General features: G+C 43.3%; 28 protein-coding genes. 10 read left to right on the plus strand and 18 right to left on the minus strand.

Annotation, left to right across the window (positions count from 1 at the left end; translation table 11 throughout):
• Nucleotides 1-55: 55 nt before the first annotated feature.
• Complete coding sequence (locus Q8J82_RS10100; RefSeq protein WP_305328230.1) at nt 56-4027, minus strand: YhdP family protein; 3972 nt, start codon at nt 4025-4027, stop codon at nt 56-58.
• A gap of 288 nt (nt 4028-4315) precedes the next feature.
• Here Q8J82_RS10100 and Q8J82_RS10105 point away from each other — a divergent pair, with 288 nt between their 5' ends.
• A complete protein-coding gene (locus tag Q8J82_RS10105; RefSeq protein WP_305326337.1) occupies nt 4316-6220 on the plus strand; it encodes an ATP-binding cassette domain-containing protein in 1905 nt (634 codons plus the stop codon).
• Nucleotides 6221-6384: 164 nt separating this feature from the next.
• Nucleotides 6385-6951, plus strand: a complete 567-nt coding sequence (locus tag Q8J82_RS10110; RefSeq protein ID WP_304890423.1) for a hypothetical protein — start codon at nt 6385-6387, stop codon at nt 6949-6951.
• Nucleotides 6952-7032: 81 nt separating this feature from the next.
• On the opposite strand, the gene Q8J82_RS10115 is transcribed toward Q8J82_RS10110, so the two are convergent.
• From Q8J82_RS10115 to Q8J82_RS10160, 10 genes are all read right to left on the minus strand, one after another.
• Nucleotides 7033-7767 carry a sulfite exporter TauE/SafE family protein gene (locus tag Q8J82_RS10115; RefSeq protein ID WP_304890424.1) on the minus strand — a complete coding sequence of 245 codons (735 nt, stop codon included), beginning with the start codon at nt 7765-7767 and terminating at the stop codon, nt 7033-7035.
• 75 nt (nt 7768-7842) lie between these two features.
• On the minus strand, nt 7843-8256 hold the full coding sequence (locus tag Q8J82_RS10120) for a YchJ family protein (protein WP_304890425.1): 414 nt from the start codon (nt 8254-8256) through the stop codon (nt 7843-7845).
• Complete coding sequence (locus tag Q8J82_RS10125) at nt 8243-9829, minus strand: peptide chain release factor 3 (RefSeq protein WP_304890426.1); 1587 nt, start codon at nt 9827-9829, stop codon at nt 8243-8245. Before Q8J82_RS10125 ends, Q8J82_RS10120 begins: the two co-directional genes overlap by 14 nt.
• A gap of 124 nt (nt 9830-9953) precedes the next feature.
• Nucleotides 9954-10118 carry a hypothetical protein gene (locus tag Q8J82_RS10130; protein WP_304890427.1) on the minus strand — a complete coding sequence of 55 codons (165 nt, stop codon included), beginning with the start codon at nt 10116-10118 and terminating at the stop codon, nt 9954-9956.
• An 8-nt stretch (nt 10119-10126) separates the two neighbouring features.
• The gene (locus tag Q8J82_RS10135; protein WP_304909457.1) at nt 10127-10645 is read right to left on the minus strand and encodes a BCAM0308 family protein; all 519 of its coding nucleotides are present in this window, start codon (nt 10643-10645) and stop codon (nt 10127-10129) included.
• Between the two features lie 56 nt (nt 10646-10701).
• The gene (locus Q8J82_RS10140) at nt 10702-11151 is read right to left on the minus strand and encodes a CBS domain-containing protein (RefSeq protein ID WP_304909456.1); all 450 of its coding nucleotides are present in this window, start codon (nt 11149-11151) and stop codon (nt 10702-10704) included.
• A 57-nt stretch (nt 11152-11208) separates the two neighbouring features.
• Nucleotides 11209-11652: a universal stress protein gene (locus tag Q8J82_RS10145; RefSeq protein ID WP_304890737.1), complete on the minus strand. Its 444-nt coding sequence runs from the start codon at nt 11650-11652 to the stop codon at nt 11209-11211.
• A 57-nt stretch (nt 11653-11709) separates the two neighbouring features.
• Nucleotides 11710-12318 (minus strand): nitroreductase family protein, encoded by a 609-nt coding sequence (locus Q8J82_RS10150; protein WP_304890738.1) that lies wholly within the window; start codon nt 12316-12318, stop codon nt 11710-11712.
• Between the two features lie 203 nt (nt 12319-12521).
• Entirely contained in the window at nt 12522-13139 is a 618-nt protein-coding gene (locus Q8J82_RS10155) for a response regulator transcription factor (RefSeq protein WP_305327355.1), read from the minus strand.
• Between the two features lie 13 nt (nt 13140-13152).
• Nucleotides 13153-14646, minus strand: coding sequence for a PAS domain S-box protein (locus tag Q8J82_RS10160; protein WP_305328231.1), 1494 nt, complete (start codon nt 14644-14646; stop codon nt 13153-13155).
• 246 nt (nt 14647-14892) lie between these two features.
• Between Q8J82_RS10160 and Q8J82_RS10165 the strand changes: the two genes are divergently transcribed.
• From Q8J82_RS10165 to Q8J82_RS10190, 6 genes are all read left to right on the plus strand, one after another.
• Nucleotides 14893-15093 (plus strand): DUF2934 domain-containing protein, encoded by a 201-nt coding sequence (locus tag Q8J82_RS10165; protein ID WP_305327357.1) that lies wholly within the window; start codon nt 14893-14895, stop codon nt 15091-15093.
• Nucleotides 15094-15138: 45 nt separating this feature from the next.
• Complete coding sequence (locus Q8J82_RS10170; protein ID WP_305328232.1) at nt 15139-15657, plus strand: Hsp20/alpha crystallin family protein; 519 nt, start codon at nt 15139-15141, stop codon at nt 15655-15657.
• A gap of 46 nt (nt 15658-15703) precedes the next feature.
• The gene (locus Q8J82_RS10175; protein ID WP_304891586.1) at nt 15704-16171 is read left to right on the plus strand and encodes a hypothetical protein; all 468 of its coding nucleotides are present in this window, start codon (nt 15704-15706) and stop codon (nt 16169-16171) included.
• 135 nt (nt 16172-16306) lie between these two features.
• Nucleotides 16307-16633: a YqjD family protein gene (locus Q8J82_RS10180; protein WP_304909621.1), complete on the plus strand. Its 327-nt coding sequence runs from the start codon at nt 16307-16309 to the stop codon at nt 16631-16633.
• Between the two features lie 148 nt (nt 16634-16781).
• Nucleotides 16782-17348, plus strand: coding sequence for a phosphoribosyltransferase family protein (locus Q8J82_RS10185; protein ID WP_305328233.1), 567 nt, complete (start codon nt 16782-16784; stop codon nt 17346-17348).
• Between the two features lie 11 nt (nt 17349-17359).
• Nucleotides 17360-17980 carry a phosphoribosyltransferase gene (locus tag Q8J82_RS10190; protein ID WP_305328234.1) on the plus strand — a complete coding sequence of 207 codons (621 nt, stop codon included), beginning with the start codon at nt 17360-17362 and terminating at the stop codon, nt 17978-17980.
• 120 nt (nt 17981-18100) lie between these two features.
• Here the strand turns inward: Q8J82_RS10190 and Q8J82_RS10195 are convergent, their stop codons facing one another.
• The 6 genes from Q8J82_RS10195 to amrB all read right to left on the minus strand — a co-directional run bounded on the left by Q8J82_RS10195 (nt 18101) and on the right by amrB (nt 22461).
• Nucleotides 18101-18598: a hypothetical protein gene (locus Q8J82_RS10195; protein WP_305252503.1), complete on the minus strand. Its 498-nt coding sequence runs from the start codon at nt 18596-18598 to the stop codon at nt 18101-18103.
• A gap of 358 nt (nt 18599-18956) precedes the next feature.
• Nucleotides 18957-19226, minus strand: a complete 270-nt coding sequence (locus Q8J82_RS10200; protein ID WP_305328235.1) for a hypothetical protein — start codon at nt 19224-19226, stop codon at nt 18957-18959.
• Nucleotides 19177-19941: a dienelactone hydrolase family protein gene (locus Q8J82_RS10205; protein ID WP_305252505.1), complete on the minus strand. Its 765-nt coding sequence runs from the start codon at nt 19939-19941 to the stop codon at nt 19177-19179. Before Q8J82_RS10205 ends, Q8J82_RS10200 begins: the two co-directional genes overlap by 50 nt.
• Nucleotides 19942-19954: 13 nt before the next feature.
• Nucleotides 19955-21040, minus strand: coding sequence for an AmmeMemoRadiSam system radical SAM enzyme (amrS, locus tag Q8J82_RS10210; RefSeq protein WP_305252506.1), 1086 nt, complete (start codon nt 21038-21040; stop codon nt 19955-19957).
• A gap of 37 nt (nt 21041-21077) precedes the next feature.
• The gene (gene amrA, locus Q8J82_RS10215) at nt 21078-21662 is read right to left on the minus strand and encodes an AmmeMemoRadiSam system protein A (RefSeq protein WP_305328236.1); all 585 of its coding nucleotides are present in this window, start codon (nt 21660-21662) and stop codon (nt 21078-21080) included.
• The gene (gene amrB, locus Q8J82_RS10220) at nt 21655-22461 is read right to left on the minus strand and encodes an AmmeMemoRadiSam system protein B (RefSeq protein ID WP_305328237.1); all 807 of its coding nucleotides are present in this window, start codon (nt 22459-22461) and stop codon (nt 21655-21657) included. Before amrB ends, amrA begins: the two co-directional genes overlap by 8 nt.
• A gap of 377 nt (nt 22462-22838) precedes the next feature.
• On the opposite strand from amrB, the gene Q8J82_RS10225 reads away from it, so the two are divergent.
• Complete coding sequence (locus Q8J82_RS10225; RefSeq protein ID WP_305328238.1) at nt 22839-23063, plus strand: DUF2934 domain-containing protein; 225 nt, start codon at nt 22839-22841, stop codon at nt 23061-23063.
• Nucleotides 23060-23491 carry a hypothetical protein gene (locus tag Q8J82_RS10230; RefSeq protein WP_305328239.1) on the plus strand — a complete coding sequence of 144 codons (432 nt, stop codon included), beginning with the start codon at nt 23060-23062 and terminating at the stop codon, nt 23489-23491. Before Q8J82_RS10225 ends, Q8J82_RS10230 begins: the two co-directional genes overlap by 4 nt.
• A gap of 84 nt (nt 23492-23575) precedes the next feature.
• On the opposite strand, the gene Q8J82_RS10235 is transcribed toward Q8J82_RS10230, so the two are convergent.
• Complete coding sequence (locus tag Q8J82_RS10235) at nt 23576-24427, minus strand: transposase (RefSeq protein WP_305328240.1); 852 nt, start codon at nt 24425-24427, stop codon at nt 23576-23578.
• Nucleotides 24428-24433 lie beyond the last annotated feature (6 nt).

The raw sequence follows: 24433 nt of genomic DNA on the forward strand, positions 1-24433 counted from the left end.
AGCTTTTATCAAAGTCACTAGCTTTTATCAAAGTCACTAGTTTTATTTATAGATACTAGTTTAGTGGTGAGTTATTAGTCATTGGTTCTTGATTAGTTTTAGCTGCACCCACTTCTTGCGGGTTATCCCAAGTGCCAATAATTTCATATTCGCTAGAGGCGATTTTATTTAGCGGGTCTTTTAATATTTTTTGTGCTAAAAATGCGATAGCCCCAACCAGCGGTCCGCCAGCTAAGGCGGCAAGGGAGACGCTGTCACTAATACGCGGCATCACTTTAACCATTAGATGCTGGGTTTCATTTTGCAAGTTGGCTTCGCCTTTAATCGTTACATCTGCAGCGGGGCCAGACATTGTAAAGTTATCACTGCGCATCACACCTTTATCAATATTAACCGTTGCGTCTATTTTATCAAAAGCAAAGCCATTGCTAAATAAATCTCTAAAATCTAAGGTCAGGCGGCGCGGCAAGCTTTGCAGGCTTAGCAGACCTAATAATCGCCCAACACCAGGTTGTACTTTTAAGATTTGACCTTTGTTGACGTTCAGTTGGAATTCTCCGTTCAATCCGACCGGGTTAAACTCATGCGGGCTACCCGGCCAGTGAAGCTGCCCCTTAAGCGAGCCTTCTCCGCCTTTAATCGTGTCAGGGTAGCCTAAACTTTTAAGCGTTTTGCCTAAGTTTTTGATGTCCCATGCGACATTAAGAAATGTATTTGGGCTTCTAACCCAGTTATTCCATAGACCTTCAGCACTTATCACGCTGTCTGGCGTGGTAAGTTTAAGTTTTTGAATATTCCAGTTATCGTTTTGTGGATAAGCGATTAACTCTAAAGCACCAAAATTTTTCTTATTAAACATAAAGTTATCTGCGGTGATATCAAGTGAGGGGTAATCTTGTTCAAGCTTATTAAATACCTTTACACTAGTATCACTTGGGGCGACTTTCAGTCGAGTAGGTGTAGCTTCCGGCACGATTAAGTTGCTTAAGCGGGCAATCAGTTTACCGTTATTCTGATTTTGCCATTGCAAATCACCCGAAATTTCGCGGCTTTGTACAATTGCCCGCAAGCCATCTTTATTGGCGTTGTTTGATATATTCAATTGATTGATACGCCTGTCAAATATATCCAGCATATTGATTTTAAGCGCTATTTTTTGTATGGGTAATGAGTTTCCCTGCTTAGACACACCAGAAAAATCACGCAATACATTACGCCATGCATCCGCGTCCAGATAATCTAAGTTGCCGTAAATCTGTAAACCTTTTGCATTGCCAAGTTCAAGATTGGCGTTTAATTCACTGCTATTAGCGGCCGCATTGCTGGCGGCGCTTGAGTTTAGTCGAACACTTCCACGATCAAGATTGAGTTTGCCATTTTCTATATTGCGTATGAGTTTGGCTGCCAATTTATTGCCAAGGCTAATGGTAATCGTATCGGTGCTCGCGTCCTGTTTTTTATCGATACGAAGGTTTAAACGCTCGTTGGCGGCTTTGTTGAATGGGACTGGCAAGCGTGACGTGATGCCAAATAAATCCGCACGTATGCCAATATTGACCACTGGTTTTTGAATGGTGATGTCGCTTACCCAATCTGTGTTGCCGGAAATGTAATTTGATCCTTTTACCCAAGTGCGATTAGTCGGGTCTTGATCCAGAAGTGCCTGTTTGATGGCTTCATCATTCAACGTGCCTTTGGCGGTCACACGAATTACTTTATCTTTACCTGTGCTGAGATTAAGCGTCACTGGCGAGCCAAATGCACGCGCATTGATGTTTTTTGCAGATAAACTATTTTCGGTAAACTCCAGAGAACCATTGATGTTAGTCAGTGTTGGTATGCTAGGGCTATTCATACTGCCATTGGTGATTTGATACAACCCTTTGTATAGGGAGGCATCTACGTCATGCAGTGGTATTTTTAAGCCAAGGTTAAGTTTGCCTTGCCCGCTGGTTTTTAAGTCCTCCGTGAAGCCGAGAGTTACATTCACTACCGGACTGTTATTTACAAACTTGATACCTTCTGCAACTGGGCCGGTAAGCTCACTGTCAATATTAAGGATGGGTGAATCAGCATCTAATTGCGCAATGGTTGTTTTGCTTTTTATGATTTGGTTACCTAATATATGGCCGGCATTTGCATTTAGCTCCATACGCTTGCCTTCAAATAGTAAATCTAGCCCCAAGCCTTCAATCACAGGCCAGCCCGTGCCAAACTCCAATAAGGCATTGCTGATTTTTGCAGTAACCCTAAATAGGCCTGATTTAGTGTCAAGGTTATTTTTGCTGTCTACAAATGGAAAGTCATCCAGGCGACCTTTAACAATCAGGTTAATGTCTTCTGCACGCCCTGCCAGTACTGAGGTGTCCAGCCATTGCAGGGTGGTTTTATCCAGTATGTTAGGGTAATAAAAAGTTGCAAATTTAGCATTGCCTTTACTAAACTTACCCTTTAAATCTAGCAGGCCGCCCTTGTTGCCATCCATCAGGTAATCGGCGTTAATTGTGCCGGTTAAGTGCGGACTGCTAATGCTGAGGCCGCTGACTTTAATTTCCGTGTGCTTGCCTTGAGTACCTTTGCTTAGAATAGAGGTGTCGTTCGTGTTCCAACTGATATCTCCTTCTAATGTATCTGCAGGAATAGGCCAGCGTAAAACATCTTTAAAATCCAACTCAGCTTTTTGTGAATTAAGTGTGATTTTTCCAGCATGTTGATTGGCTTTAATCTCCCCCGTCAGGTTGTTAAACCCGGGGATTTTTTCATAAGCAAGTATGCTTAAGTTGTTGAATTTAGTATTAAGTTGATATTTTTTGGTGGCTGATTGCTTGCCTTCCCAGATAAGTGAAACATCATCTAATTTGCCTGTGGGTGATAGATTAGTAATTTTTTGTACGACTTCAGCAGGCAAAGGTAATTGCACTAAATATGGCTTGATAAAGGCTAAGTCGATATGTGTAAGTTTGAAATTTAACTTTTGATTGCCTTGCTTGGTTTGGGCGTAAGCCCCAGAGGCATCCTGCAGGCTTAAGCCATTGCTGGTGTTAAGAGTGAGGCGGTTAACCTTGAATGATTGTTCGGTAGCCGTGTTTTTCCAATCAAGTTCTCCTACCAGTTTATTTAATACTAGCGGCTCAGTATTGGCTTTAAGCTTTAACTGAACGTTGCTTAGTGCCACACTGCTGATGACAGACTGCACCTGGCTTTTAGCAAACTGGATTTTTGTATTGGTACTGCCAATGCCAGATTGCAAATCAAAAGGATGTGTTAAGGCTGTATAGTCAAACCATGGCTTAAAGGCAGCAAGGTTAGCATTTTTCAGTTTAGCTTCTAAACTGCCATGCCATTGTGCGATACGACTGACATCATTTCCATATATGTTGGCATTGATAAGAATAGGATTGAACGTGCCAGCAGAAGGTAATGCGCTGAGTGTTACGCGATGGTTTTTAATAAAGCTTTTCCACGGTGGGCTGTACACCTGCAGGTTAAGATTATCTAAACTTAAAGTCGGCGCCCCGCGCATTTCATCAATCCACACAACTCTAGCATTCAATACATCAAATTGTGTTTGTCGCAAAAGCCAATTTGGTAAGTCCGGCTTGGATTCTCCCTGCATGCTAATGCCGGCCACATAAATATCGCCGTTAGCGTTACGGCGAATAGTCAGCTCTGGAGAACGAATGGTAAAGTTCGCGAGGTGCGGCTCAAGCAATGGAATGCTTAGCCATGAAACTGACACATCGGTGTTTTTAAGCTGTAACGCAGGGCGGTTTTGCGCATCATAAATGTCAATATTAGACACCACTAAATGAGGATTAATACCTTGCCAGCCTGCCTTTATATTGCCAATAACAACTTTTTGCTTAATAGCATTACTGGCAAATCCAGCGATTTTTTCTTTGTATTGGTCAATATTTGGAAATACGTAAAATTGAATGAAGAGTATTGCAATCACAAAAATGGCAACAATGATGCCTAGTAACCAAAGTGCGGTACGATAAATCCAAAGTAGAGATTTTTTGACCATATTGAGAGTGTGAGTTGTAAGCTAATTTCTTTGATTATTTTTTAGAGTTGGTGGTGATTTTATATCTTTACAACTAACGGCCATTTTACTGCAATATTGATGGATGCAGATGGTTTACCGGGTAGCAGTATCGTTAAACTTTGGTAAAACTATGTAAATATTAATAATATTTTCTTAAAGATATCTTAAGACTCTTGCGCATATTATTTAGAAAAGTGCTTTTGTCATTTAGAATAGCGCTTTTGGTCAAATATGGTTGACCAATCCTATCTAATTATTGGTTTTAACTTGATTCAATTTAAACAACTTACTTTAGTTCGCGGCTTAAAAGTTCTTATTCAGGCGGCTTCTTTGCAACTGCACCCAGGCCATAAAGTTGGTTTAACAGGTGCCAATGGCGCTGGGAAATCCTCACTTTTTGCTTTATTGCGTGGTGAAATGCAGTTGGAATCTGGCGATTTGGAAATGCCTGCAACTTGGGTAGTTGCGCATGTGGCACAAGAAACGCCTGCACTTGCTATACCTGCCATTGAATTTGTGTTGGATGGTGATGCTGAGCTACGCAATATTGAGGCAGCTTTGGTCGATGCCGAGGCTAATCATAAAGGTGAGTTGATTGCTGAGTTACATCATCGCCTGATGGATATTGACGGTTATAGCGCCAAAGCACGTGCGGCAGAGTTATTGAGCGGATTGGGTTTTAGCCAAGCCAATTTGCAACAGGCTGTTTCTACTTTCTCTGGCGGTTGGCGAGTACGCTTGAATTTAGCACGCGCTTTGATGTGCCGTTCTGATTTGCTTTTGCTGGATGAGCCGACTAATCACTTAGACCTGGATGCAGTGATTTGGCTAGAAGGCTGGTTGCAAAGTTATCACGGTACCTTGCTACTTATTTCCCACGACAGAGATTTTTTAGACGCGATTGTCAATCATATCGCACATATCGAACAGCAAACGCTAACGCTGTATCGCGGTGGTTATTCTGATTTTGAACGTCAGCGCGCTGAGAAGTTGGCTTTGCAACAAGCGATGTTTGAAAAGCAACAGCGTAAAGTATCCCATTTGCAGAGTTATATTGACCGCTTCCGCGTACAGGCCACCAAAGCGCGTCAGGCGCAAAGTCGCATTAAAGCGTTAGAGCGTATGGAAATGATTTCTGCCGCACATGTGGATTCACAATTTAATTTTGAATTTAGAGTACCCGTTGCCGCGCCAGATCCATTATTAGTATTGGATGATATGAGCGTTGGGTACAACAATGTCGCACTCATTAAAAATATAGTGTTGGCTATTCGGCCAGGTGAGCGTTTAGGTTTGCTTGGGCGTAACGGTGCGGGTAAAACCACACTTATTAAATTGCTGGCTAATGAATTAAAACCATTAAGTGGCAAGCGGGTTGAAGGCAAAGATTTGAATATAGGCTACTTTGCGCAGCATCAACTTGAACAGTTACGTCCGGATGAATCGCCATTGCAGCACATGCTAAAGTTAGACCCGCTCACACGTGAGCAAGAGCACATGAACTATTTGGGTGGTTTTGACTTTAAGGGCGACATGGCGCGGTCACCGTGTGCCAATTTTTCAGGTGGTGAAAAATCACGATTAGCTTTGGCGTTATTGATCTGGACACGTCCCAATTTATTATTACTAGATGAACCAACCAACCATCTAGATCTTGAAATGCGCCATGCCTTAACGCTGGCGTTGCAGGATTATGAAGGCGGAGTTATTCTGGTTTCGCACGACAGGGCGTTGCTACGTGCCACTTGCGATGAATTTATTTTAGTGGCGGATGGCAAAGCTGAGCCATTTGACAGCGACTTAGAAGGTTATAGCCAGTGGCTAATCGAACAGCGTTTAAAAGAAAAACAGGCAACACAGGCTGCGGTCGATGATAAACCCAGTAAAAATGACCGCGCTGTGAACAAAGCAGAGCGGCAAGCGAGAATATTAGAGCGCAGACCATTAGTCAAAGAGCTGGAGCAATTAGAACTCAATATTGCCAAGTGGAACACTGATAAAAAAGCGTGTGACGACCGTTTGAATGACAGCGAACTCTATACTTCAACTGACAAAACGGAATTACAAAAATTACTTAAAAAGCAAGCTGAGCTGGCTAATCAAATAGAAGTAGCTGAAGAGCGCTGGCTGGCGTTGCATGAGCTTCTGGAAGCTATACCAGCACTAGACTAATTAATTCAATCTTCGTAGCTATACTGCGTTACTCATAAAAAATTATTCCTTACATATCAATATATGCTGCGTCATAATTTTTTAATCGCGCCTTGTCTAGCCTAGAAGCTTGAATTAATTGAGGCATATTAAAGTTATAAAAAACTAAATAAATAAGGTTCGATATGGATATTCAATACTCAAAACGCATCAAACTATTACACGCTTTATGTTTAGCCGAAACATTACGTGATGATGAAGCTAAACCAAATACAGACTTAAATGACTATGATGCGCTTGCCGCAGCCGATTATTTAAGTTGCTATGTGACATTTAAAGCGATTCATGCTGCTGAACGATCACCACTGGCAGAGCGAACAGAAAACTTTGATATGTTGAGCGTTTATCAAGCTTATGCTTTGCTTGCCTATGCATTTTTTACTACACCTTTAGCCAAGGAAGATATCGCGCCTAACCTTCAGGCTGCACAAATTACCATTGCTAAAACCTTATTTGCAGGCTTGCCAGATGCTGAGTTGATTGACATTGTTGAAGCGGGTTTTCATAAATTTAAATTGATCGGTGATGCAGAGGCAAATCATTGGGCTGAGTTTAGAGAAAACCTGGATAAGCTGACTGTTGCCTTTGTTGTTGCGGGTACTGATGATGAAAGCCCGTTCGACAAAGAAGAGGTGATACCTTTGTTTGGGCGATTATTAAGCCAATTATGTGAAGCGTTTGAGAACGTATAAGTTAGTTTAAGTTTCTACAGAGATAGAGATAGAGATAATGTAATTTCTTTATGTGCTGACTTTGCAGAGCATCAGCGTATTTTAAGTGAAAATTAATTTTAAGCCTGCAATAAGCAACACACAGGCCAAAAGCTTTTTAATGGCGGCAGATTGAATGCGGCGACTACCGAAATAAGAGCCTATGCTACCTCCTAGGGCCGCCGCTATAAGTAACGGCAGAATGAATGCTGGTAGTGATTTTGTAGAAGAAAAATTGCCAGCAAGCCCGGATATAGAATTAACCAGGACAAATAAAGCAGAAACCGCGGCGGCGCGCTTTGCATCAGCCCAGCCCATGAAAAGCAAAAGAGGTGTAAGGAAAATGCCGCCACCTGTCCCAGTCAGGCCAGATAAAAAACCAATGCCTGCGCCAGAGGCCAAGGCATAAGCGCGTGGAGGCTCTTTTATTTGTAAAGTGTGTTGAGATTCAATAAGAAAGCGTATTGCAGAATAAAGCAGCACAACCCCTAAAATCACCTTAAAAAGGTGAGTCGGTAGATTGATATGCCCACCGATAAACGCAAATGGCACGGCGAGCACGGCAAAAGGCCAAAACAAAGTCCAGGAGAAGTGTCCCGCCCTAAAAAATTGCCATGTGGCAATAGAGGCTACCAAAATGTTAAGAGATAAAGCTGTTGGCTTGATCATCGCTGGAGCTAAAGATAGAAGGGACATCACGGCAATATAACCAGATGCACCAGCATGGCCTACTGACGAGTAAAGAACTGCGATAACAAAAACACCTGCAATAAGAAGTATTAACAGCTCAATAGACATATTTTTAGTATTGTTTAAATTTAATAATTTGACACAGCTTAAATTTTTTCATTTTTCATTTGTATCACAATTGCATTATCCCGGATAAGTACCCGTTAGATAGTACCAGCAACCTTCTAAGCAAACAAACTGGCTTATTTCATGCAGTCGTTCTGCTTTGCCAGCAATTTTATAGCGCGCAACAAACTCAACTGTTGCTGTTGTTTCACCCGTAATTTCCATATATTTTATTTGTAAGCCCAGCCATTTGATTGTTGGGTCTTCAGTTAGATTGAGTGATGCAGGGCGGGTGGCAGGATGCCATGTTTTTGATAAGTAATTTTCCAGTCCCAGTACATAAGCCGTATAGCGAGAACGCATGAGTGCTTCTGCGGTTGGAGCGGCCAATCCATGATGGTAAGCCTCACAGCAAGCGCTGTAAGGCTTTTTACTTTCACATCGGCAAAGCTCTTGAGTAGTGCTTTTAGCTGATGATTTAGATGATTTCACGCGTTTCTAAAAACTCAATATCAGGGTAACGTTCTTGCGCCATTTGTAAGTTCACTCGGTTTGGTGCGAGGTAAACGTATTCATTTGCGCCATCTAGTGCGACGTTAAAGCCGTATTTGTCGGCAATTGCACTCAAGTCAGCATCTTTGCCACGTAACCAGCGTGCGGTGTAGCAGTCGTAATTTTCAAACACAATGTCCACACCATATTCATGTTCTAAGCGATGCGCGACTACTTCAAATTGCAACATGCCGACTGCACCTAAAATCAGATCGTTAGATAGTAATGGGCGAAATAGCTGCGAAGCACCTTCTTCCGCCAGTTGTTGCAGACCTTTTTGTAGCTGCTTCATTTTGAGTGGATTTTTTAAGCGCGCACGACGGAAAAATTCAGGTGCAAACGATGGGATGCCAGTAAATTGGAGCGCTTCGCCTTCACTAAAAGTATCGCCCACTTTGATCGTACCGTGGTTCGGGATGCCGATAATGTCACCAGAATAAGCCTCGTCCATGGTGGTGCGGTCTTGTGCCATAAAGGTGATGGCGTTGTTCACCGCCATTAGCTTGCCTGTACTTACTTGCTTGATTTTCATGCCACGTTCAAAACGCCCGGAACAGACGCGTAAAAAGGCGATTCTATCGCGATGCTTCGGGTCCATATTGGCTTGGATTTTGAATACAAAACCTGAGAATTTGTTTTCATCCGGCGCAACCAGGCGTGCAACAGTGTTTCTAGGAAGTGGGGCAGGGGATAAGTCAACCACTGCATCCAATAAGGATTGCACACCAAAATTATTGATTGCCGAGCCAAAATATACCGGGGTTTGTTTGCCGCTTAAATAACGCTCGGCATCAAAAGCATGTGACGCGCCGCGCACCAGTTCAACATTTACGCGTAATTCATTTGCTACATGGCCCAGCACTTCATCTAAGCGCGGATTATTCAATCCTTTAATCGTTTCCGATGTACCTTTATCTGCGCGCGGATCAAAAAATGAAATGGTGTCGGTATAAAGGTTATACACACCGCGAAAGCTTTTGCCCATGCCAATCGGCCAGGTCATTGGCGCACATTCCATGCCTAAAGTCGTTTCAATTTCGTCCAGCAATTCAATCGGCTCGCGGCTTTCACGGTCTAGTTTGTTGATGAAGGTGATAATCGGCGTATCGCGCATGCGACATACGTTGAGTAGTTTGATGGTTTGCGCCTCAACGCCATTCACTGCATCAATCACCATCACAGCAGAATCTACCGCTGTGAGCGTTCTGTATGTATCTTCGGAGAAGTCATCATGGCCTGGCGTATCAAGCAAATTCACCATGTGTTCACGGTAGGGAAACTGCATAACCGATGACGTGACTGAAATACCACGTTGTTTTTCAAGTTCCATCCAGTCTGAAGTTGCGTGGCGCGAAGCTTTGCGTCCGCGCACTTCTCCAGCCACTTGAATGGCGCCACCAAACCAAAGCAGTTTTTCAGTCAGCGTGGTTTTACCCGCATCAGGGTGGGAAATAATGGCAAAGGTGCGACGACGTTTGATTTCGGCCATTAGCTGGCTAGTGGGCAGTGACATGGGAGATATATGTTAAGGTAAAACACTATTTTACCTTAAACGGGTCGCTCTAGTCGAACAGCTAAGCAGCTGAGTCTTACCAACTAATTACAGTCAGTTCTATGACTGTAATTTAGATACCCATTTACTCTTGTCCATGTCGCATGGCAATGCCGACTAACTCAACGGTAATTCCTAGCACTACCAGTAGCACACCGACCCAAGCCTGAGTCGCTAAAAATATCAGTGTTGCACCGATTAAAATGAGTAGCACTGATAAAAATCGCCTTGTAGATTTCTTTTTCAACATGAAAGTACCTAGCGGCTCCAGTGAACACGCACAGTATTCTCACCCGAAACATGATTCACTTTTAGTTCACCTTGATAGGCGTGACGCACCGCTTCGCCAATACCTCTAGCAAGGTGAGTGTCTGTTGTTGTGACCAGCATGGAACTCCCCTGATGATTTCCTATGGCCTGATTTTCTATTGCAATGATACGTTTAAGAGGATGCTCAACGCGTTCATGTAACGCATGATTTTGAATCAGGTGCTTAATTTCCTCGCTGTGGGTATTAAAAAACGGCCCTTCCAGTGTGACGAACCCTGCCGGAAAATTATCCTTTATACGGTGACATGCAGGGCAGGTTTGACTATCTGCATTTGATGGAGGCTCTATCCATTGCCAGCGGCCTGCATGATATACCGCGCCGCATTGCGGGCAAACGGTAGGTTCTGATAACTTTTCTTTAGCCTTATAAGAATCAATATCTTGTTCAAAAAGCGGGCGGTCATGACCGATAGTATGATTGCCCGTTGGGGTTTTATTGATGCTCATGCTGACACTCCTTTCGTTTTAGCATATTTTGATATTTAGCTTACTTTTACTAAGTTTTAGGGCCTTTTTGACACTTCATTTTTCTGTTCACGACTGACCAGCTTACTAAGAGAACCAAGCTCCTTAGACAGAATTAACAACAAGTCATCAAGCGTTATAATTCCAAGTAAGCCGCCACCGTCATCAACCACTGGCAGTCGTCGAACGCCTTTGGCGGTCATGAGTTGAATAGCATCAAAAATACCCGCACCTTCTTTTATTACCGCTAAATTATTTGCCATGATGTCGCCTGTTGTGATTACCTTGCAATCCAGCTCGGTCGCCACCAGTTCAATGACGATGTCACGGTCAGTGACAATGCCTACAGGCACAGATTTTCCTTTGCGGTCTTCTATTACAACCACATCGCCCACATGATATTGCCGCATCAGCGTAGCCGCGTGCAGAACCGTAGCATCAGACCGTACAGTAATCACTTCACGATTACAAATTGCACTGATTGTCATGATTTTCCCCTTAATGATTAAATCTTCATGTTCCGTATTGTGGTTGTCACGATTTTCTTACCTGTTTTTAACCAACAATGCTGGTACAGTGCTGGAACTTACAACTGTTTGGGCATCACTTCCCATGACTAGTCGTCCAATTCCACGTAGACCATGTGTACCCATTACTATCAAGTCTGCTGGCCAATCTTCAGCCTCATTTAGTACAAATTTAGAAACTCGCGCCCCAACGGCTTCAATGACTTTAGAGTCAGCTGAAACGGCTGCTCTGTGCGCAGCATCTACGGCATGCTTTAATAGTTTCGTTCCATTTTTATGTAATATTTCAGCGATGTAGATTACATTCAAATCACCAGACATATCCAATATTGGGAAGAATGTATCAATCACATATAAAAAACGAAGTTCGGCGTTTTGATCTTTTGCCAGAAGAATAGCCTCATTCATGCCAGCGTTAGATGTTGCGCTACCGTCAATCGGGCATAGAATTTTTTTATACATTACAGAATCCTTATATATTCAAAATCATTATTTATAAAATAGCCTTTCGGTCATTACTTAAGTAGCCGCTAAACTCGTCAGAATCACTGGGGGCTTTCTGGGATTTGGCATAACCGTTTCATCTTCGGCAAAACCTAAAATGATAGGAGCCACCACAGAAAATTCGTTTGGGATTCCTAGCATGGCCTTTACCTCAGAAATATTAAAAACAGGTATAGCACAGCCAATGACGCATGAACCCAAGCCCATTGCACAGGCGGCGAGCATCAAGTTTTCTGCGGCAAGCCAGCAGTCTGCCGAAAAAGACGCTGCATCCGTCTTTCCGCATATCAGTATGAGGGTGCCTGCATCATAAAAAATATTAAAATCCGGCTTACTAAAAACATCCATCGTGTGATTAGCATGCTCTGCACTATCTTGTTGAGTCTTTATATCGGCAAGAAAGAGAGGTTTCGCCCGGTCTGACAGGTTGCTTAATAATGTACGATCCTGAATGATAACAAACGCCCAAGGCTCCTGATGCATTGCAGTAGGGGCTCGCACTGCTGCCTCGAGCAAAATGTGCGTGGTGACTTGGTCAACATCCTGCGCCTTGTAACCGCGAACAGAGCGTCTTGCAAGCATTGTCTCAAAAACATCCATCTCTACTTTTTGCAACGGCCTCATTTGAATTACCTCGTTTTAAATTCTTGCTTTCGATTACATTAGCAAGAATCAGATATTCAGGTAATCCGCGTGAACACGTATAGCAGGATGCTTGTTTTGGCCGCTTATTATGGCTATGGAAAATCTGGATGATTGAACAGGCAGTATCAGTAGGTATTTCTTATTAGGATTCAGCAGAGGTTTTTGTGATTAAGTCGTTGTTTTTAAAAGGTGATGCCGCTTTCATGTGCTATACGCACTAAATCGAGCAGGTTTACCGCACCAGTTTTATGCATGATCTTGGATTTGTGAATCTCCACTGTACGATGGCTAATTCCTAGTCGACGTGCTATCTCCTTGTTGGGTTGCCCCTGAATAGCCAGCATCATTACATCCCGCTCTCGGCTGGTAAGGCTGTTTAGGTGCGAAAGCGCATCTTGATGATGACTATTCTCCGAGAGTTTTTTGGCAGACTCCTGAATTGCTGCTTGTACCGACGCCATCAGTTTTTCACGCGTCACTGGTTTAGTCAGAAAATCCACCGCACCCGCCTTGATTGCTTTTACGCTTTTAGGAATATCGCCATGCCCTGTTAAAAAAATGATTGGTAGCATAATGTTGAGTTTATTAAGGGCTTCTTGCAACTGCAAACCATCCATTCCTGGCATACGAATGTCAATAATGGCACAGCCGAAATTCTCTGGCTGGTAAGCGGCAAGGAAGGCGTCTGCACTATCGAAGGCTTTTATAGCAAACCCCTCCTGTTCAAACATGAGCGTCAGGGCATCCCTTACAGCGGAGTCATCATCCACAAGAAAAACGGTAGCGTTTGCGTCATTCATAGTGTTAATGGTCTCATTGCGCAAAAGGCAAGGTAAAGTGGAATATGGCCCCGGATTCGGTTGTTGGTTCTATCCAAAGCTGCCCGCCATTGGCTTCTGCCAGGGCTCGGCTAATGGAGAGGCCCATGCCTATGCCTGTAGGCTTTGTGGTGAAAAAAGGTTCAAAAATACGTTTGGCTGCTTCAGAGTTAAGCCCCGGACCACTGTCTGCCACCGTAACGTGAGCCATGTTGATATCTCTATTGGTTTGCACCCTGATGGTAATGGCAGCGCCAGGTACTCCGGCTCCGCGCATGGCTTCAACCGCATTTCTTAACAGATTGACTAGCACTTTTTGTACTTGTACTTTGTTGGCCAAAACGTTTGGCATATTTTGTTCTAACTGAAGTATTGGATAGAATCCTCCATAGCCATAACTTTGTGTGAGAATTAAAGCGTTTTGCACAGTATCATTAAGATCAAACGGTTCTGTAGCCAGTTCACCTTTATGAAGAAATGAGATGAGTTCATGCAAGCTTTGCCCTGCACGTTGTGCCTGCGCTACACAGCCTTCCAGTGCTCGCTTCAAACTTTCCGGATTAGAAGTACCACTTAATGCATTGAGCGCAACCTCACTATAGGCAGAAACTGCGGCAAGCGGCTGGTTAAGTTCGTGAGCAATTGCTGAGATTGTTTGTGATGCTACTTGCTGATTTAACAGAACATCCATCTCACTGCGCTGGCCATGCAGTTTTTGCTCGAGGATTTTCTGGTCAGTTACATCTTTAGCTATCCCTAACAGCCGGTTTGTATGCCCGTCCTTAAAGTGTATGCGTCCAACGGTGGATACCCAATGCTCAACACCGTCCTTAGCGTTAATGACACGATATTCAGCCTTATATTCACCTTTACCAGCAGGATCCATTGCGCGTTCAATCACTGCTTGCCTAACTAATCGGTCCTCTGGATGTATTGCCGCCACAAAATCTTCATAGCTTGTTGTTTCATTGGATTTTCCACCCCATATTTCGCACATTTTCTCATCCCAGTGAACGACATTATGTTTGGAGTCGAAGTCAAAAATACCTAATCCAGCTGCCTGTTTGGCTAAGCGTAAACGTTCTTCACTTATTCTTAACGCTTCTTCAACCTGACGGTGTTGAGCGGCTATATGCATTGTGACTAGGACATAAGGTTGATTTTCGGAACTTAAAGGACTTAGGCCAATATCTACGGCTACCTCTTCGCCATTACGTTTCAAAGCAATAAGTTCTCTGCCTTTACCCATTGGGCGCTTTTGCGGCTCGCTACTGTAGGCTTCGCGGTGTTGGTGATGGTGGTCTCGGTAACGCTGTGGCATCAGTGCCTCAACCTTGAGGCCACTTATACCTTCTTGAGTATAACCAAGTAGTTGAAGCGCGGCAGAATTAGCCTGAACGACATGGCCAGAATAATCAACCAATAGCATTGCATCGGCTACAGCATCAAACAGCGCCTGGAAACTTAAGTCTTTAAGTTGATTGGCCAACAATTATCCCTAATTAATCAAAGAGTTTTGATGCGATAACGCCTCCAGTCTACGATAAAAAGTTAATCTTTGTCTATGTAATCTAGTTCATATAAGGGTTTACCCTTACGTGTTTGCACGAATTTACTCATTTAGGTTAGCCCCGTAGATTAGTACGTATCGGCGGTGCGTCCCTTGCAACTTTAGTTGCTAAATCTCTCCCTGGATTTGTACCGCCGACTTTTTCTTTGTTTAGTAGGAGGCATCATGGGGCAGTCAAAGGCAGCGAGTAAAAATAGTAAAAATCCTATTCCAGTGATTGGCATTGAATCCGAGCAAACACCGAGTGCTGATGACAAAGTGAATTATATTGCAGTCTCTGCTTATTATAGAGCTGCGGCACGTGGCTATGCGCCTGGACATGAGATACAAGACTGGTTAGAGGCTGAAGCGGAACTGGCAAAGTAACAATTGTTCAATTGTAATGTCGTTAAACTTTAAAGGAGAAAAATCATGGATGATAAAGTCAAAGGGAATATTCCTGTCACCACAAGCGGTAAGGAGGTAGCCAAAAGCTCAAGACCCGGATTACACCCTATCGCTGAAATGGAAAGAGCTTTTGACCGATTCTTTGGACGGGGATGGCCATCATCGCTATTGAGCCGGGGCGACACACCGGCACTGGATTCATTGTTTGAATTTGAAGGTCATCGTCTGCCAAGTCTGGATGTGATTGATCGGGACGCTGAAATTGTGGTGCGCGCTGAAATTCCGGGAATTGACAAGAAAGACATCAATGTCTCACTTGCTGATAATGTACTGACTATCAAAGGCCAAACCAGCACCGAGAGTAAAGAAGAAAAAGGGGATTACTATAGACATGAAATTTCCAGCTCATCATTTGCCCGTTCAGTTACTGTGCCCGGCGTTGTTGATGGATCAAAAGTGGTTGCTAATCTTAAAGATGGCATTCTTGAGGTTAAGTTAGCAAAGACAGCGGCTTCAAAACGTCAAAATATTCAGGTGCAGTAGCATTTTAAAGTTTAAAGGCGACTAAAGGTTAAATAGGGAATAAATCATGAAATATTCTAATTTGTTAGTAGGGCTTGCTCTGATTATAGGTTTTATAAAACCTTTAGTTGCCTTGAGTGAAGAATTTGAGCCAGCGCTTAAGCCTGAAGTAGTGGGTGATATTAGTTACATCTCCGGCGGCATTGGCGAGTCCGAGGCTGACATGATGCGGGGTATAGCAAAAGACTATCCATTAGAGATGGTGTTTGTGCAAAAGCTAAAGCAGCAAGAAGAGTTTTTAGCCAATGTTAAGGTGAAAATCCAGGACATACGTAAAAACGTTCTGCTTGATGTCGCAACTGAGGGCCCGTACCTGTTTGTGAAATTACCACCAGGAAAATATTTGGTGATTGCCGAAAATAATGGTGACGTAAAACAGCAATCAGTGCGCGTTGGAGTAAAAAAACATCAAAAGATTGTATTTTGGTGGCCGATTTTGGAACAACCTCAGATGGAAGAAACCTCAGAAGAGTGATGATTAGACGCGTTATATGCATCAGCTTAGGCTGGGTAGCTCAAGCCGCCAGTTAAGGGTGACAAAAACAATCAGTATCTCAATAATGAGCAATAATAGTTGTGGGAATATTTTCTAAAAATAATGGAGATGAGCATGGAAAAATTATCAGACCAATTGAGCGAAGCGCAATTAGTTAAGGACTTTAAGGTGGTGGTGGCAGATGCAGAGGCCTTGCTGAAAGCTACAGCAAATACAGGTGGTGATAAGCTGGCCGAGGTGCGCGCTAAGGCAGAGCAGTCGCTCAGTATTGCAAAAGCTAGAATGTCAGATACTCAGGCTATAGCACTTGCCAAAACTAGAGAAGTAGCCAAGGCTACCGATGTTTATGTGCACGAAAACCCATGGAAGGCAATCAGTGGAAGTGCTGGTGTTGGCTTGGTAATCGGTTTGGTGATAGGCTTGCTTATTGATCGTCGCTAGTTCATTTGATTATAGTTACTAATACATCTTCTCGTGAAAAGAGCTCACTTGATTCAATAGCAACGTATACATCAACATTGCTTGTTTTTCATAAGTGTTGAACTGAAGCAGTTGGACTGCTGACCATAAATTTTCAGGAGGCTGAGATTTGGAATTTCTACCGTACGGGGATAGAACCTGTTTGTATCAGACAACCCAGCTTGATGCTGTGCTCGATCAAATGGCTTGGCAAGCCGCTGGGTTTTTGACCGCAAAAGAGCGCATCATGATTGTTGGCATTTTACGTCGCGGTGCGCCGCTTGCTGAGATGCTACACGATAGGCTGATGCGAGACTTTAAGTTGGCTAAAATGGATTTGATGAATTTGCAGATTAAACGCTATGCAGATGATCTGACCTTACTCTACCCAGAAACAAAGTTGACTGAGAATAAGAAACACACCGCACTTAACTTGGCTGATACCACGGTGCTGGTAGTGGATGATGTGATGTACCGAGGACATTCTATGCTAAGAGCGGTAGAATATTTGGCAAGAAAACAGGCAGCCGAGATTCGTACCGCAGTTCTTGTAGATCGAGGTGCAAACAAACTACCCATAAGAGTTGATATTGCGGGTGTTAGGCTTGATGTTGCACCAACTGACATCATTGAATGCAATGTGCCACCTTATGAAACAGAATTTAAGATTGATCTCCTTAAACCTATCATCAATTAAGGGGTGCTCTTATGTTTTTCAACCGCGATGAAGCCGCAAATATGCTGGCTGAAAGACTTAAGAGTTACAAAGGCAAGAATCCCCTGATTTTAGCCATTCCACGTGGCGCGGTGCCTATGGCTAAGATTATTGCAGAAGCGCTTGGTGGTACTTACGATGTAGTGTTGGTGCGTAAGTTGCGTGCGCCACTTTATCCAGAGTTTGCAATTGGGTCGGTAGATGAGAGTGGCTGGACTTACATTGCTGATTATGCAACATCAGCTGGTGCTGATAGTGAATATATCGAGTATGAAAAGCAATCCCAAATGGATGTCATTAAAAAGCGTCGCGCCCAATACACGCCAATTCGCCCCCCGATAGATCCGGCTGGGCGCATTATTATTGTCATTGATGATGGTCTTGCGACTGGTGCCACTATGATTTCTGCACTGCATGGGCTACGTAACAGAAAGCCTGCCAAATTGATTTGCGCAGTACCTGTTTCACCTCCAGACACCTTAAAAAAGATAGCGGAACTTGCCGACGAAGTTATTTGCCTGGAGACTCCGAATGATTTTCAGGCGGTCGGGCAGTTTTATGTTCACTTTCCTCAGGTTGAGGATGACGAAGTGATTGAAATTTTACAGGGGTAAATGAATCAGCTTACATTGGTAAATCAAATTGCTGATTGCGGTGATTTTTAATTTTTACACTAGGCAAAATTGCTTCTTCAACATTGTTGTTAGTATCAGCAACAATACGGAACCATTCATTTAATGTCTCACCCAGACTTTCCTGATTGTTTCGTCTAACAAGATTTGCCCAAACTCTCTGCCTCTTCCCCAATTGCAAACGGATTGGCTAAACTTTAACGACAAGTCAGCATCGCTATTTTGTGCAATGCTTGCTCTTTGCCTTTCAACTTCTTTTGTTGTCTTATCTTCTAATTGAATTAATGTCATAGCACTGTTAAGTGCAGATTTCGAGAAAGAAAATCCACAAAAATCAAGACTTTCACAATCAGCCTTGATGTCGTTATCGTTAAAATCTGCTGCGGTGCGCATCACCCCATCTGCCGAAAGAAATGGCCAAGGATGATTCGTTTCAATGCCTAACGCATAGGCATCGCATAACGGGCAAATATCAACCCACCTTTTTGGATGAATTTTGCCAAATCTACTTCTTGCCTTTGTTTTATCTAAAGCATCTTTCAGTGTTCTGCCGTTTATTCTAGCCAGCGGTTCTCGACAGTTATTTTTATGCAGTTCCATGCTTAGCCTTTCAGATACGATTATCAAAGTGGTCATGACTCATGCAGAACTAATAATAGTACATATAAGAGCTTGAATGCAGTCATAGGGAAATTTCCATCAAAGATGGGTAGCTCTTAGTAGGCAAAAGTGTAGAATTTCATTAGTTAGCGTCACATTGTGTCGCAGTAAAAATGTATAGTCAATTTTATACAGATTGACACTATTAACACGTTATCCAATCAATGAGCTCATGATGCAAAAACAAAATCAGAATGACACACAACTACGCCAATGGGCGATGCTTAAACGTATTCCACAGCATCCGCGCCAGATAATGTAAAAATGGTGTAAAAATGGGGTTGGTGTAAAAATGGGGTCAGACACGATTTTTATGAGGCATAACGGAGGTCATAGCTTTATAAATCGTGTCTGACCCCATTTTTACATTTTTAATATTGCCTGTGGCACTATCCACCTCTAGGTGATGGCTGAGTTCTGCCTGGAGCGCTCGTTCAACGACTTGTTTCATGAGCTGATTGGTGATTAAACTGAGGTCTTGTTCCGTTTTAACAAAGCTTGCGAGTTGTTCAACTAGCTCAACGGGTAATTGCGGTAGGTCTTTTATAGACTTGTTGATTGTGGCCATGATAATTCCTTTTAAAAGTCATTGGTAAAATATCATTTACACAGATTTTTTTACAGTCTCTAGATAGGGTAAACCATGCAGCTGCCTGATAAGCGACTTCTTCCAAAGTGCCAGATTCTTCAAATAAATGCGTAGCCCCGGGAATAATTGATAATTCTTTTTTATTGTGCATTAGCTTGTAGGCTTCGCGATTTAGTTCAATCACTACATCATCTAGTCCGCCCACCAGCAGTAAAGTAGGCGCTCTTACTTTTTCTAAATAGTTTTGTTCTGCCAAGTCTGGGCGACCGCCACGGGAAACTACGGCACTAATGTAATCACTAAAAACAGTGCCATCACTTAAAACCGCTGCGGCTTGCAATGCTGCAGCGGCCCCTGTGCTGGCACCAAAATAACCAATCAGGAGGTTTTTGGTAAGTTCTTCAGTCTTTACCCAGTGAGTAGCTGCAAGCAGGCGACTGGTCAGCAGTGGGATGTCAAAGCGAGCTTGGTAGTCCATACCCTCTTCTGGGGTGAGTAAATCCATCAGCAGCGTACCGATGCCTCTATTTATCAGCACTTGGGCAACATAGTTGTTGCGCGAACTGTGGCGGCCACTGCCGCTACCGTGGGCAAATAGCACGATGCCACGGGCATTATCGGGCAGTTTCAACATGCCTTCTATATTTACATCATCTACTGGAATTCGAACAAGTTTTTCAATAGTAGCTGGCAATGTACTCTCCTAATCAGACATGTTCCATAATGGCAATGGGTATACGCTTCCTGCCAAAATTTCCTGCATGCTGGTCAAATCGTCCTGCGATGGTGATGCCACAGTCTGGGCAGTGTCCGTCTTTGGTTAGAAGGTACTGATTGATTTGGTACCAGTCGCGCACAATGAGCGGGGTGTTACAGTTGGGGCAAAAAGTCGTATCGCCTGCCTGATTGTGCACATTACCAGTGTAGACAAATTGCAACCCTTCATGAATGGCAATGTCTCTTGCCCGTATTAGCGTGGTAACAGGCGTTGCAGGGATGTCTGCCATTTTGTAATCAGGGTGAAATGCCGAGAAATGCAGTGGCACATCAACGCCTAATTCATTTCTAATCCACTGGCACATGGCGGTTATTTCTTCATTCGAATCGTTTTGACCTGGAATCAGTAATGTCGTGATTTCAAACCAAACGTCCGTTTCATGCTTAAGGTAGCATAAGGTATCCAGCACAGGCTGAAGATGCGAGCCCGTCAGTTTAAAATAAAAATCATCAGTAAACGCCTTCAGGTCTACATTTGCTGCATCTATTTTTGCATAGAAATCCCGTCTGGCTTGATCATGCATATAGCCTGCGGTAACTGCCACGGTTTTGATTCCACGGGCATGGCAGGCATCAGCAACGTCCATAGCATATTCAGCAAAAATGACCGGGTCATTATAGGTAAACGCAACGCTCTTGCAGCCATAACTTTCAGCCGCACTGGCAATCGCATTGGGCGATGCCTGATCCATTAGCTGATCCATGTCCTTGGATTTGCTGATATCCCAGTTCTGGCAGAATTTGCACGCCAGATTACAGCCGGCTGTGCCGAAAGACAGCACACTGCTGCCAGGATAAAAATGATTGAGCGGTTTTTTCTCGATGGGATCAATACAGAAGCCTGATGAGCGTCCATAAGTCGTGAGTATCATCTGGTTATTCTGACGCATGCGCACAAAGCAGGCGCCGCGTTGCCCCTCATGCAGTTTGCAGTCACGCGGACATAAGTCGCATTGCATACGTCCGTCATCCAGCATGTGCCAGTAGCGACCAAGGTAAGCAGAGTTTTCAATCATAATTTTTAATCACAATCATGCCTTTTTGCTTAAGACTTCAACTTCTTTTGTAATCATTTTCTTTCCATTTACTTACCGAGTAACGATAGAGTTTGACTTCCTCGTCCCAAAAATCAGGATGTAAGCCAGCCTTGTTTTTTAGATGACCCATGAAAATATTGGCATCAGGTAACTGCTCCCATACTTGCGGTAGAAAAGTGCTGCGATAACTGCCGAATTCAAACACAATGCCATCAACGCCTGGCTGCAGTTGTGCTAAAGCATCTTCCTCACTAGAGAAGGCTAATGCTTGCATGGCTGACAATAGCGAAATTTCAATTTGCGTGATATTCAGTTCAGCTTCTGTCAAAGCTGGAAAACGTGGGTCACGGAATGCAGCAGATTGGGCATTAGCTTTAACATCGATCAGCAAAGGGCGGTGTGCTTCGAGAGTGCCTATACAGCCACGTAACCGATTGTTTTGGGTTAACGTCACAAAACTCGCACCTTTTTCTTGCAACCATGGAAAATCTTCGTTGGTTTTACCGTACGGCCTTCCTAACGCTTTGGAAATAGTGGCGCGGGCAATGGGCATCAGCACTTTGCCAGGATTTTCTGTTGCGGTAGCAGGCGCTTCAGGCATTGCTGGTTTCCTCTATGAATATGAATGAGGCATAACCAACCACACGGTTCTTATCACCCGCAGTGTCTCCAGAATTGCACAACTCCAGTAATTTAGGTTTTAGGTGATGATGCCTTGCTGCTAAAAGTAAACCATTGATTGGTGTACCGCCACAAGCCTGATGGTGAGTCAGTGTATTGTTTAACCTGAGTATATTCTGCACCGTTTCTTTGTCTACAAGTTGCGCCATTTCATAAGGCAAAAAATGAGAAAGGTCAGAACTTACGACAATGACCGTTTCTGGACCGCCCCAAAGGGTATCCAGCACTTCTGCAACTTCAGCTGGTGTGGCGTCGCCAACCGCTAGCGGTACTAACTGAAAATCGTTCAGTACTGTTTGCAGAAATGGCAATTGCACTTCCAGAGAATGCTCCAGCGCATGAGCAGGGGAGCTGACCACTACCTGATTCAATCCGGCAATGGATGTCATGGCTGATTGGTCGAGTTTAATCTCACCTAATGGCGTCACAAAAGCCTCAACATCTGGTAAGGCCAAGCCGCGCACAGGAACCCGATGCACTGGCCCTAATAATATGACACGTTTGATGGTCATGCGACTTGGAGACAGGCATGCGTAAGCACTGGCGGCTGTTTGGCCAGAATAAACGTAGCCTGCATGCGGAACGATGATTGCTTTTGGTGAAACGTGATCAATAGCGGGTGTCGCCGCATTTAAAAACGACACAACTTCGTTGGCTAATACCTTCCCATCCCTAGGATAAAAAGTGCCAGCTACAGCAGGTTGACGTATGGCATGCATGATAAACCCTTATAGAATAACAATTTGATTCTTGTCGTTTTTGGTTCCTGTAGCGATAGTGGAGTCGACCTAAGGGCTATTCAATCCTGAAAAATTCCGCGTCTGTTTAAGTGATTGAAAAATATAGAACTAATTTTTATAAGAAAGAAAATTGGCATAAACCACCATGCCCTTAGAAGTGCCATCTAGCATGAAATATATTTTTTTCTGGTCTCTATGCATATAAGGGCCAACACTTACGTGCTTGCACTAATTTACTCGAATAAAGCAGTCCTGTAGATTGCAAACTTCGACGGCACTTCCTCGCAAAACGCTTATGGATTCTTTCCATTGAATCTATACCCGTCAGTCTTTACTCTGTTCAATTGGAGGACATTATGGAACTTTCAAAAGTAACACAAATGATTAGGCAAAACCCACTTCCAGTCATTGGTATTGAAGCTGAGACTGATTCTAAGAAAAAATCCAAACCAGAACTAGGCTTGGTAGACAAGAGCTGCCTAATTGCTGAATGCGCTTATTACAAAGCTGAAGCAAGAGGTTTTGAAGCTGGGCATGAATTAGAAGACTGGCTGGCAGCCGAAGCTGAGGTGAATCAATGAGAACCAGACAAAAAGACTATCTTGATTATACAAAGCAGGAATTCGCGAGTGTGGTTTCTTCTAGTTTTAATAGTGGCAGCATTTGTCATAGTGAAGAAGAAACAGCCATATTAACACTTTACGATAATGGTACTATTCGCGAGTGCAATAAAGCCGCAGCTGAACTGTTAGATTGTGCTCCCGGCAATTTGACTTGGCAGCACATTTCAACAGTTTTGCCGCAGCTGGCAGAAACCTCGTTAATGGAAGGCAAAAGCGTTAATCCCAATCTACGCTTTCTTTCTCATATTGGCTATAGTTTTGAAATGATTAGCTTAAGTGGCGTACATTTTTTCTGCGCAATATTTTTTAACGAAGTTGAGAATTTCGGCAGACATTGTTTGCGGCTGATCATTCGACCTATTGTGCAGGCACCACTAATTGCTTAAGCAGGGAAGTCAATCAATTCAACTTGAATAGCTAGGTTATGCCTACAAAAGCTATGTAGCAGAATTAGGGGTCAGGTCTTGCAATCAATCATTTTTGATTTTAGCTTGATTAACTGCTCGACTGACAGTTGAATAGTGCACATCAAAAGCATCAGCAATTTGTTGCATCGTATAGTCTCCAGTTTCATAAGCCTGCTTCATAGCATTCTTAGTATTTGTAACAGTTTGAACATAATAAGCTAAAGGTTGCCCTGAACGTTTTCTTTGAGCTTTAGGGATTTCTTTTAACGCGTTTGGTTCTGCTTTGATGAGGCATTGCAATCTTTCCACAAAGTCGCCATTGCCAAGAAATATCTGATTCTTAAGCCTTTCCCAAATAGGAGCTAAACCAACGCCTGCGCGAACAAAATTCTGATACGTAACGATTGCCTGATCTTTATTAGCGTCAAACTGACTTAATAACCAATCGACTTGCAAGCTTTTTAGCGGTGTGGTTTGATTAACTGTCGCCAGATAACTACTCCATGGCCAGTCTTCCACATCATTTACCATTTTCGCTCTAACGGGATTCAGTACCACATAACGGCATAATTCCAGTAAGTAATGGTCTTTTTCTACCAAAATGGCTTTATATCGCCCTTGAAATACATGACCGACGCGATGATGGTGGCGATTAAAGTTTTGTGTGTAAACGCCGTTTAAGTGACGCATACCTTTTGAAAGATTTCCTTCTATTGTTTCTATGACAATATGATAATGATTAGTCATCAAACAATAGGCATGGCAAATCCAGTTAAATCGTTCGCAGACATCATTCAACAATGCAAGCCAGTTCAATCTATCTTCGTCATTAAGATAAATTTCGCTTCTTGCATTCCCCCTGGAGGTTACATGATATAACCCGCCAGGTAATTCTAATCTCAGAGGTCTCGCCATGAGTTG

It is taken from the genome of Methylotenera sp. (genome assembly GCF_030684185.1).
Classification (GTDB): domain Bacteria; phylum Pseudomonadota; class Gammaproteobacteria; order Burkholderiales; family Methylophilaceae; genus Methylotenera.

What these genes read in the sequence shown, in the direction of transcription:
- Q8J82_RS10165 (WP_305327357.1), top strand. Translation starts at nt 14,893, where the DNA reads ATGGGGCAGTCAAAGGCAGCGAGTAAAAATAGTAAAAATCCTATTCCA.
- Q8J82_RS10130 (WP_304890427.1), bottom strand. Translation starts at nt 10,118, where the DNA reads ATGTTGAAAAAGAAATCTACAAGGCGATTTTTATCAGTGCTACTCATT.
- Q8J82_RS10180 (WP_304909621.1), top strand. Translation starts at nt 16,307, where the DNA reads ATGGAAAAATTATCAGACCAATTGAGCGAAGCGCAATTAGTTAAGGAC.
- Q8J82_RS10140 (WP_304909456.1), bottom strand. Translation starts at nt 11,151, where the DNA reads ATGACAATCAGTGCAATTTGTAATCGTGAAGTGATTACTGTACGGTCT.
- Q8J82_RS10125 (WP_304890426.1), bottom strand. Translation starts at nt 9,829, where the DNA reads ATGTCACTGCCCACTAGCCAGCTAATGGCCGAAATCAAACGTCGTCGC.
- Q8J82_RS10115 (WP_304890424.1), bottom strand. Translation starts at nt 7,767, where the DNA reads ATGTCTATTGAGCTGTTAATACTTCTTATTGCAGGTGTTTTTGTTATC.
- Q8J82_RS10135 (WP_304909457.1), bottom strand. Translation starts at nt 10,645, where the DNA reads ATGAGCATCAATAAAACCCCAACGGGCAATCATACTATCGGTCATGAC.
- Q8J82_RS10155 (WP_305327355.1), bottom strand. Translation starts at nt 13,139, where the DNA reads ATGAATGACGCAAACGCTACCGTTTTTCTTGTGGATGATGACTCCGCT.
- Q8J82_RS10200 (WP_305328235.1), bottom strand. Translation starts at nt 19,226, where the DNA reads ATGGCCACAATCAACAAGTCTATAAAAGACCTACCGCAATTACCCGTT.
- Q8J82_RS10175 (WP_304891586.1), top strand. Translation starts at nt 15,704, where the DNA reads ATGAAATATTCTAATTTGTTAGTAGGGCTTGCTCTGATTATAGGTTTT.
- Q8J82_RS10100 (WP_305328230.1), bottom strand. Translation starts at nt 4,027, where the DNA reads ATGGTCAAAAAATCTCTACTTTGGATTTATCGTACCGCACTTTGGTTA.
- amrB (WP_305328237.1), bottom strand. Translation starts at nt 22,461, where the DNA reads ATGCATGCCATACGTCAACCTGCTGTAGCTGGCACTTTTTATCCTAGG.
- Q8J82_RS10190 (WP_305328234.1), top strand. Translation starts at nt 17,360, where the DNA reads ATGTTTTTCAACCGCGATGAAGCCGCAAATATGCTGGCTGAAAGACTT.
- Q8J82_RS10150 (WP_304890738.1), bottom strand. Translation starts at nt 12,318, where the DNA reads ATGAGGCCGTTGCAAAAAGTAGAGATGGATGTTTTTGAGACAATGCTT.
- Q8J82_RS10235 (WP_305328240.1), bottom strand. Translation starts at nt 24,427, where the DNA reads ATGGCGAGACCTCTGAGATTAGAATTACCTGGCGGGTTATATCATGTA.
- Q8J82_RS10195 (WP_305252503.1), bottom strand. Translation starts at nt 18,598, where the DNA reads ATGGAACTGCATAAAAATAACTGTCGAGAACCGCTGGCTAGAATAAAC.
- amrS (WP_305252506.1), bottom strand. Translation starts at nt 21,040, where the DNA reads ATGATTGAAAACTCTGCTTACCTTGGTCGCTACTGGCACATGCTGGAT.
- Q8J82_RS10170 (WP_305328232.1), top strand. Translation starts at nt 15,139, where the DNA reads ATGGATGATAAAGTCAAAGGGAATATTCCTGTCACCACAAGCGGTAAG.
- Q8J82_RS10145 (WP_304890737.1), bottom strand. Translation starts at nt 11,652, where the DNA reads ATGTATAAAAAAATTCTATGCCCGATTGACGGTAGCGCAACATCTAAC.
- Q8J82_RS10225 (WP_305328238.1), top strand. Translation starts at nt 22,839, where the DNA reads ATGGAACTTTCAAAAGTAACACAAATGATTAGGCAAAACCCACTTCCA.
- Q8J82_RS10110 (WP_304890423.1), top strand. Translation starts at nt 6,385, where the DNA reads ATGGATATTCAATACTCAAAACGCATCAAACTATTACACGCTTTATGT.
- amrA (WP_305328236.1), bottom strand. Translation starts at nt 21,662, where the DNA reads ATGCCTGAAGCGCCTGCTACCGCAACAGAAAATCCTGGCAAAGTGCTG.
- Q8J82_RS10230 (WP_305328239.1), top strand. Translation starts at nt 23,060, where the DNA reads ATGAGAACCAGACAAAAAGACTATCTTGATTATACAAAGCAGGAATTC.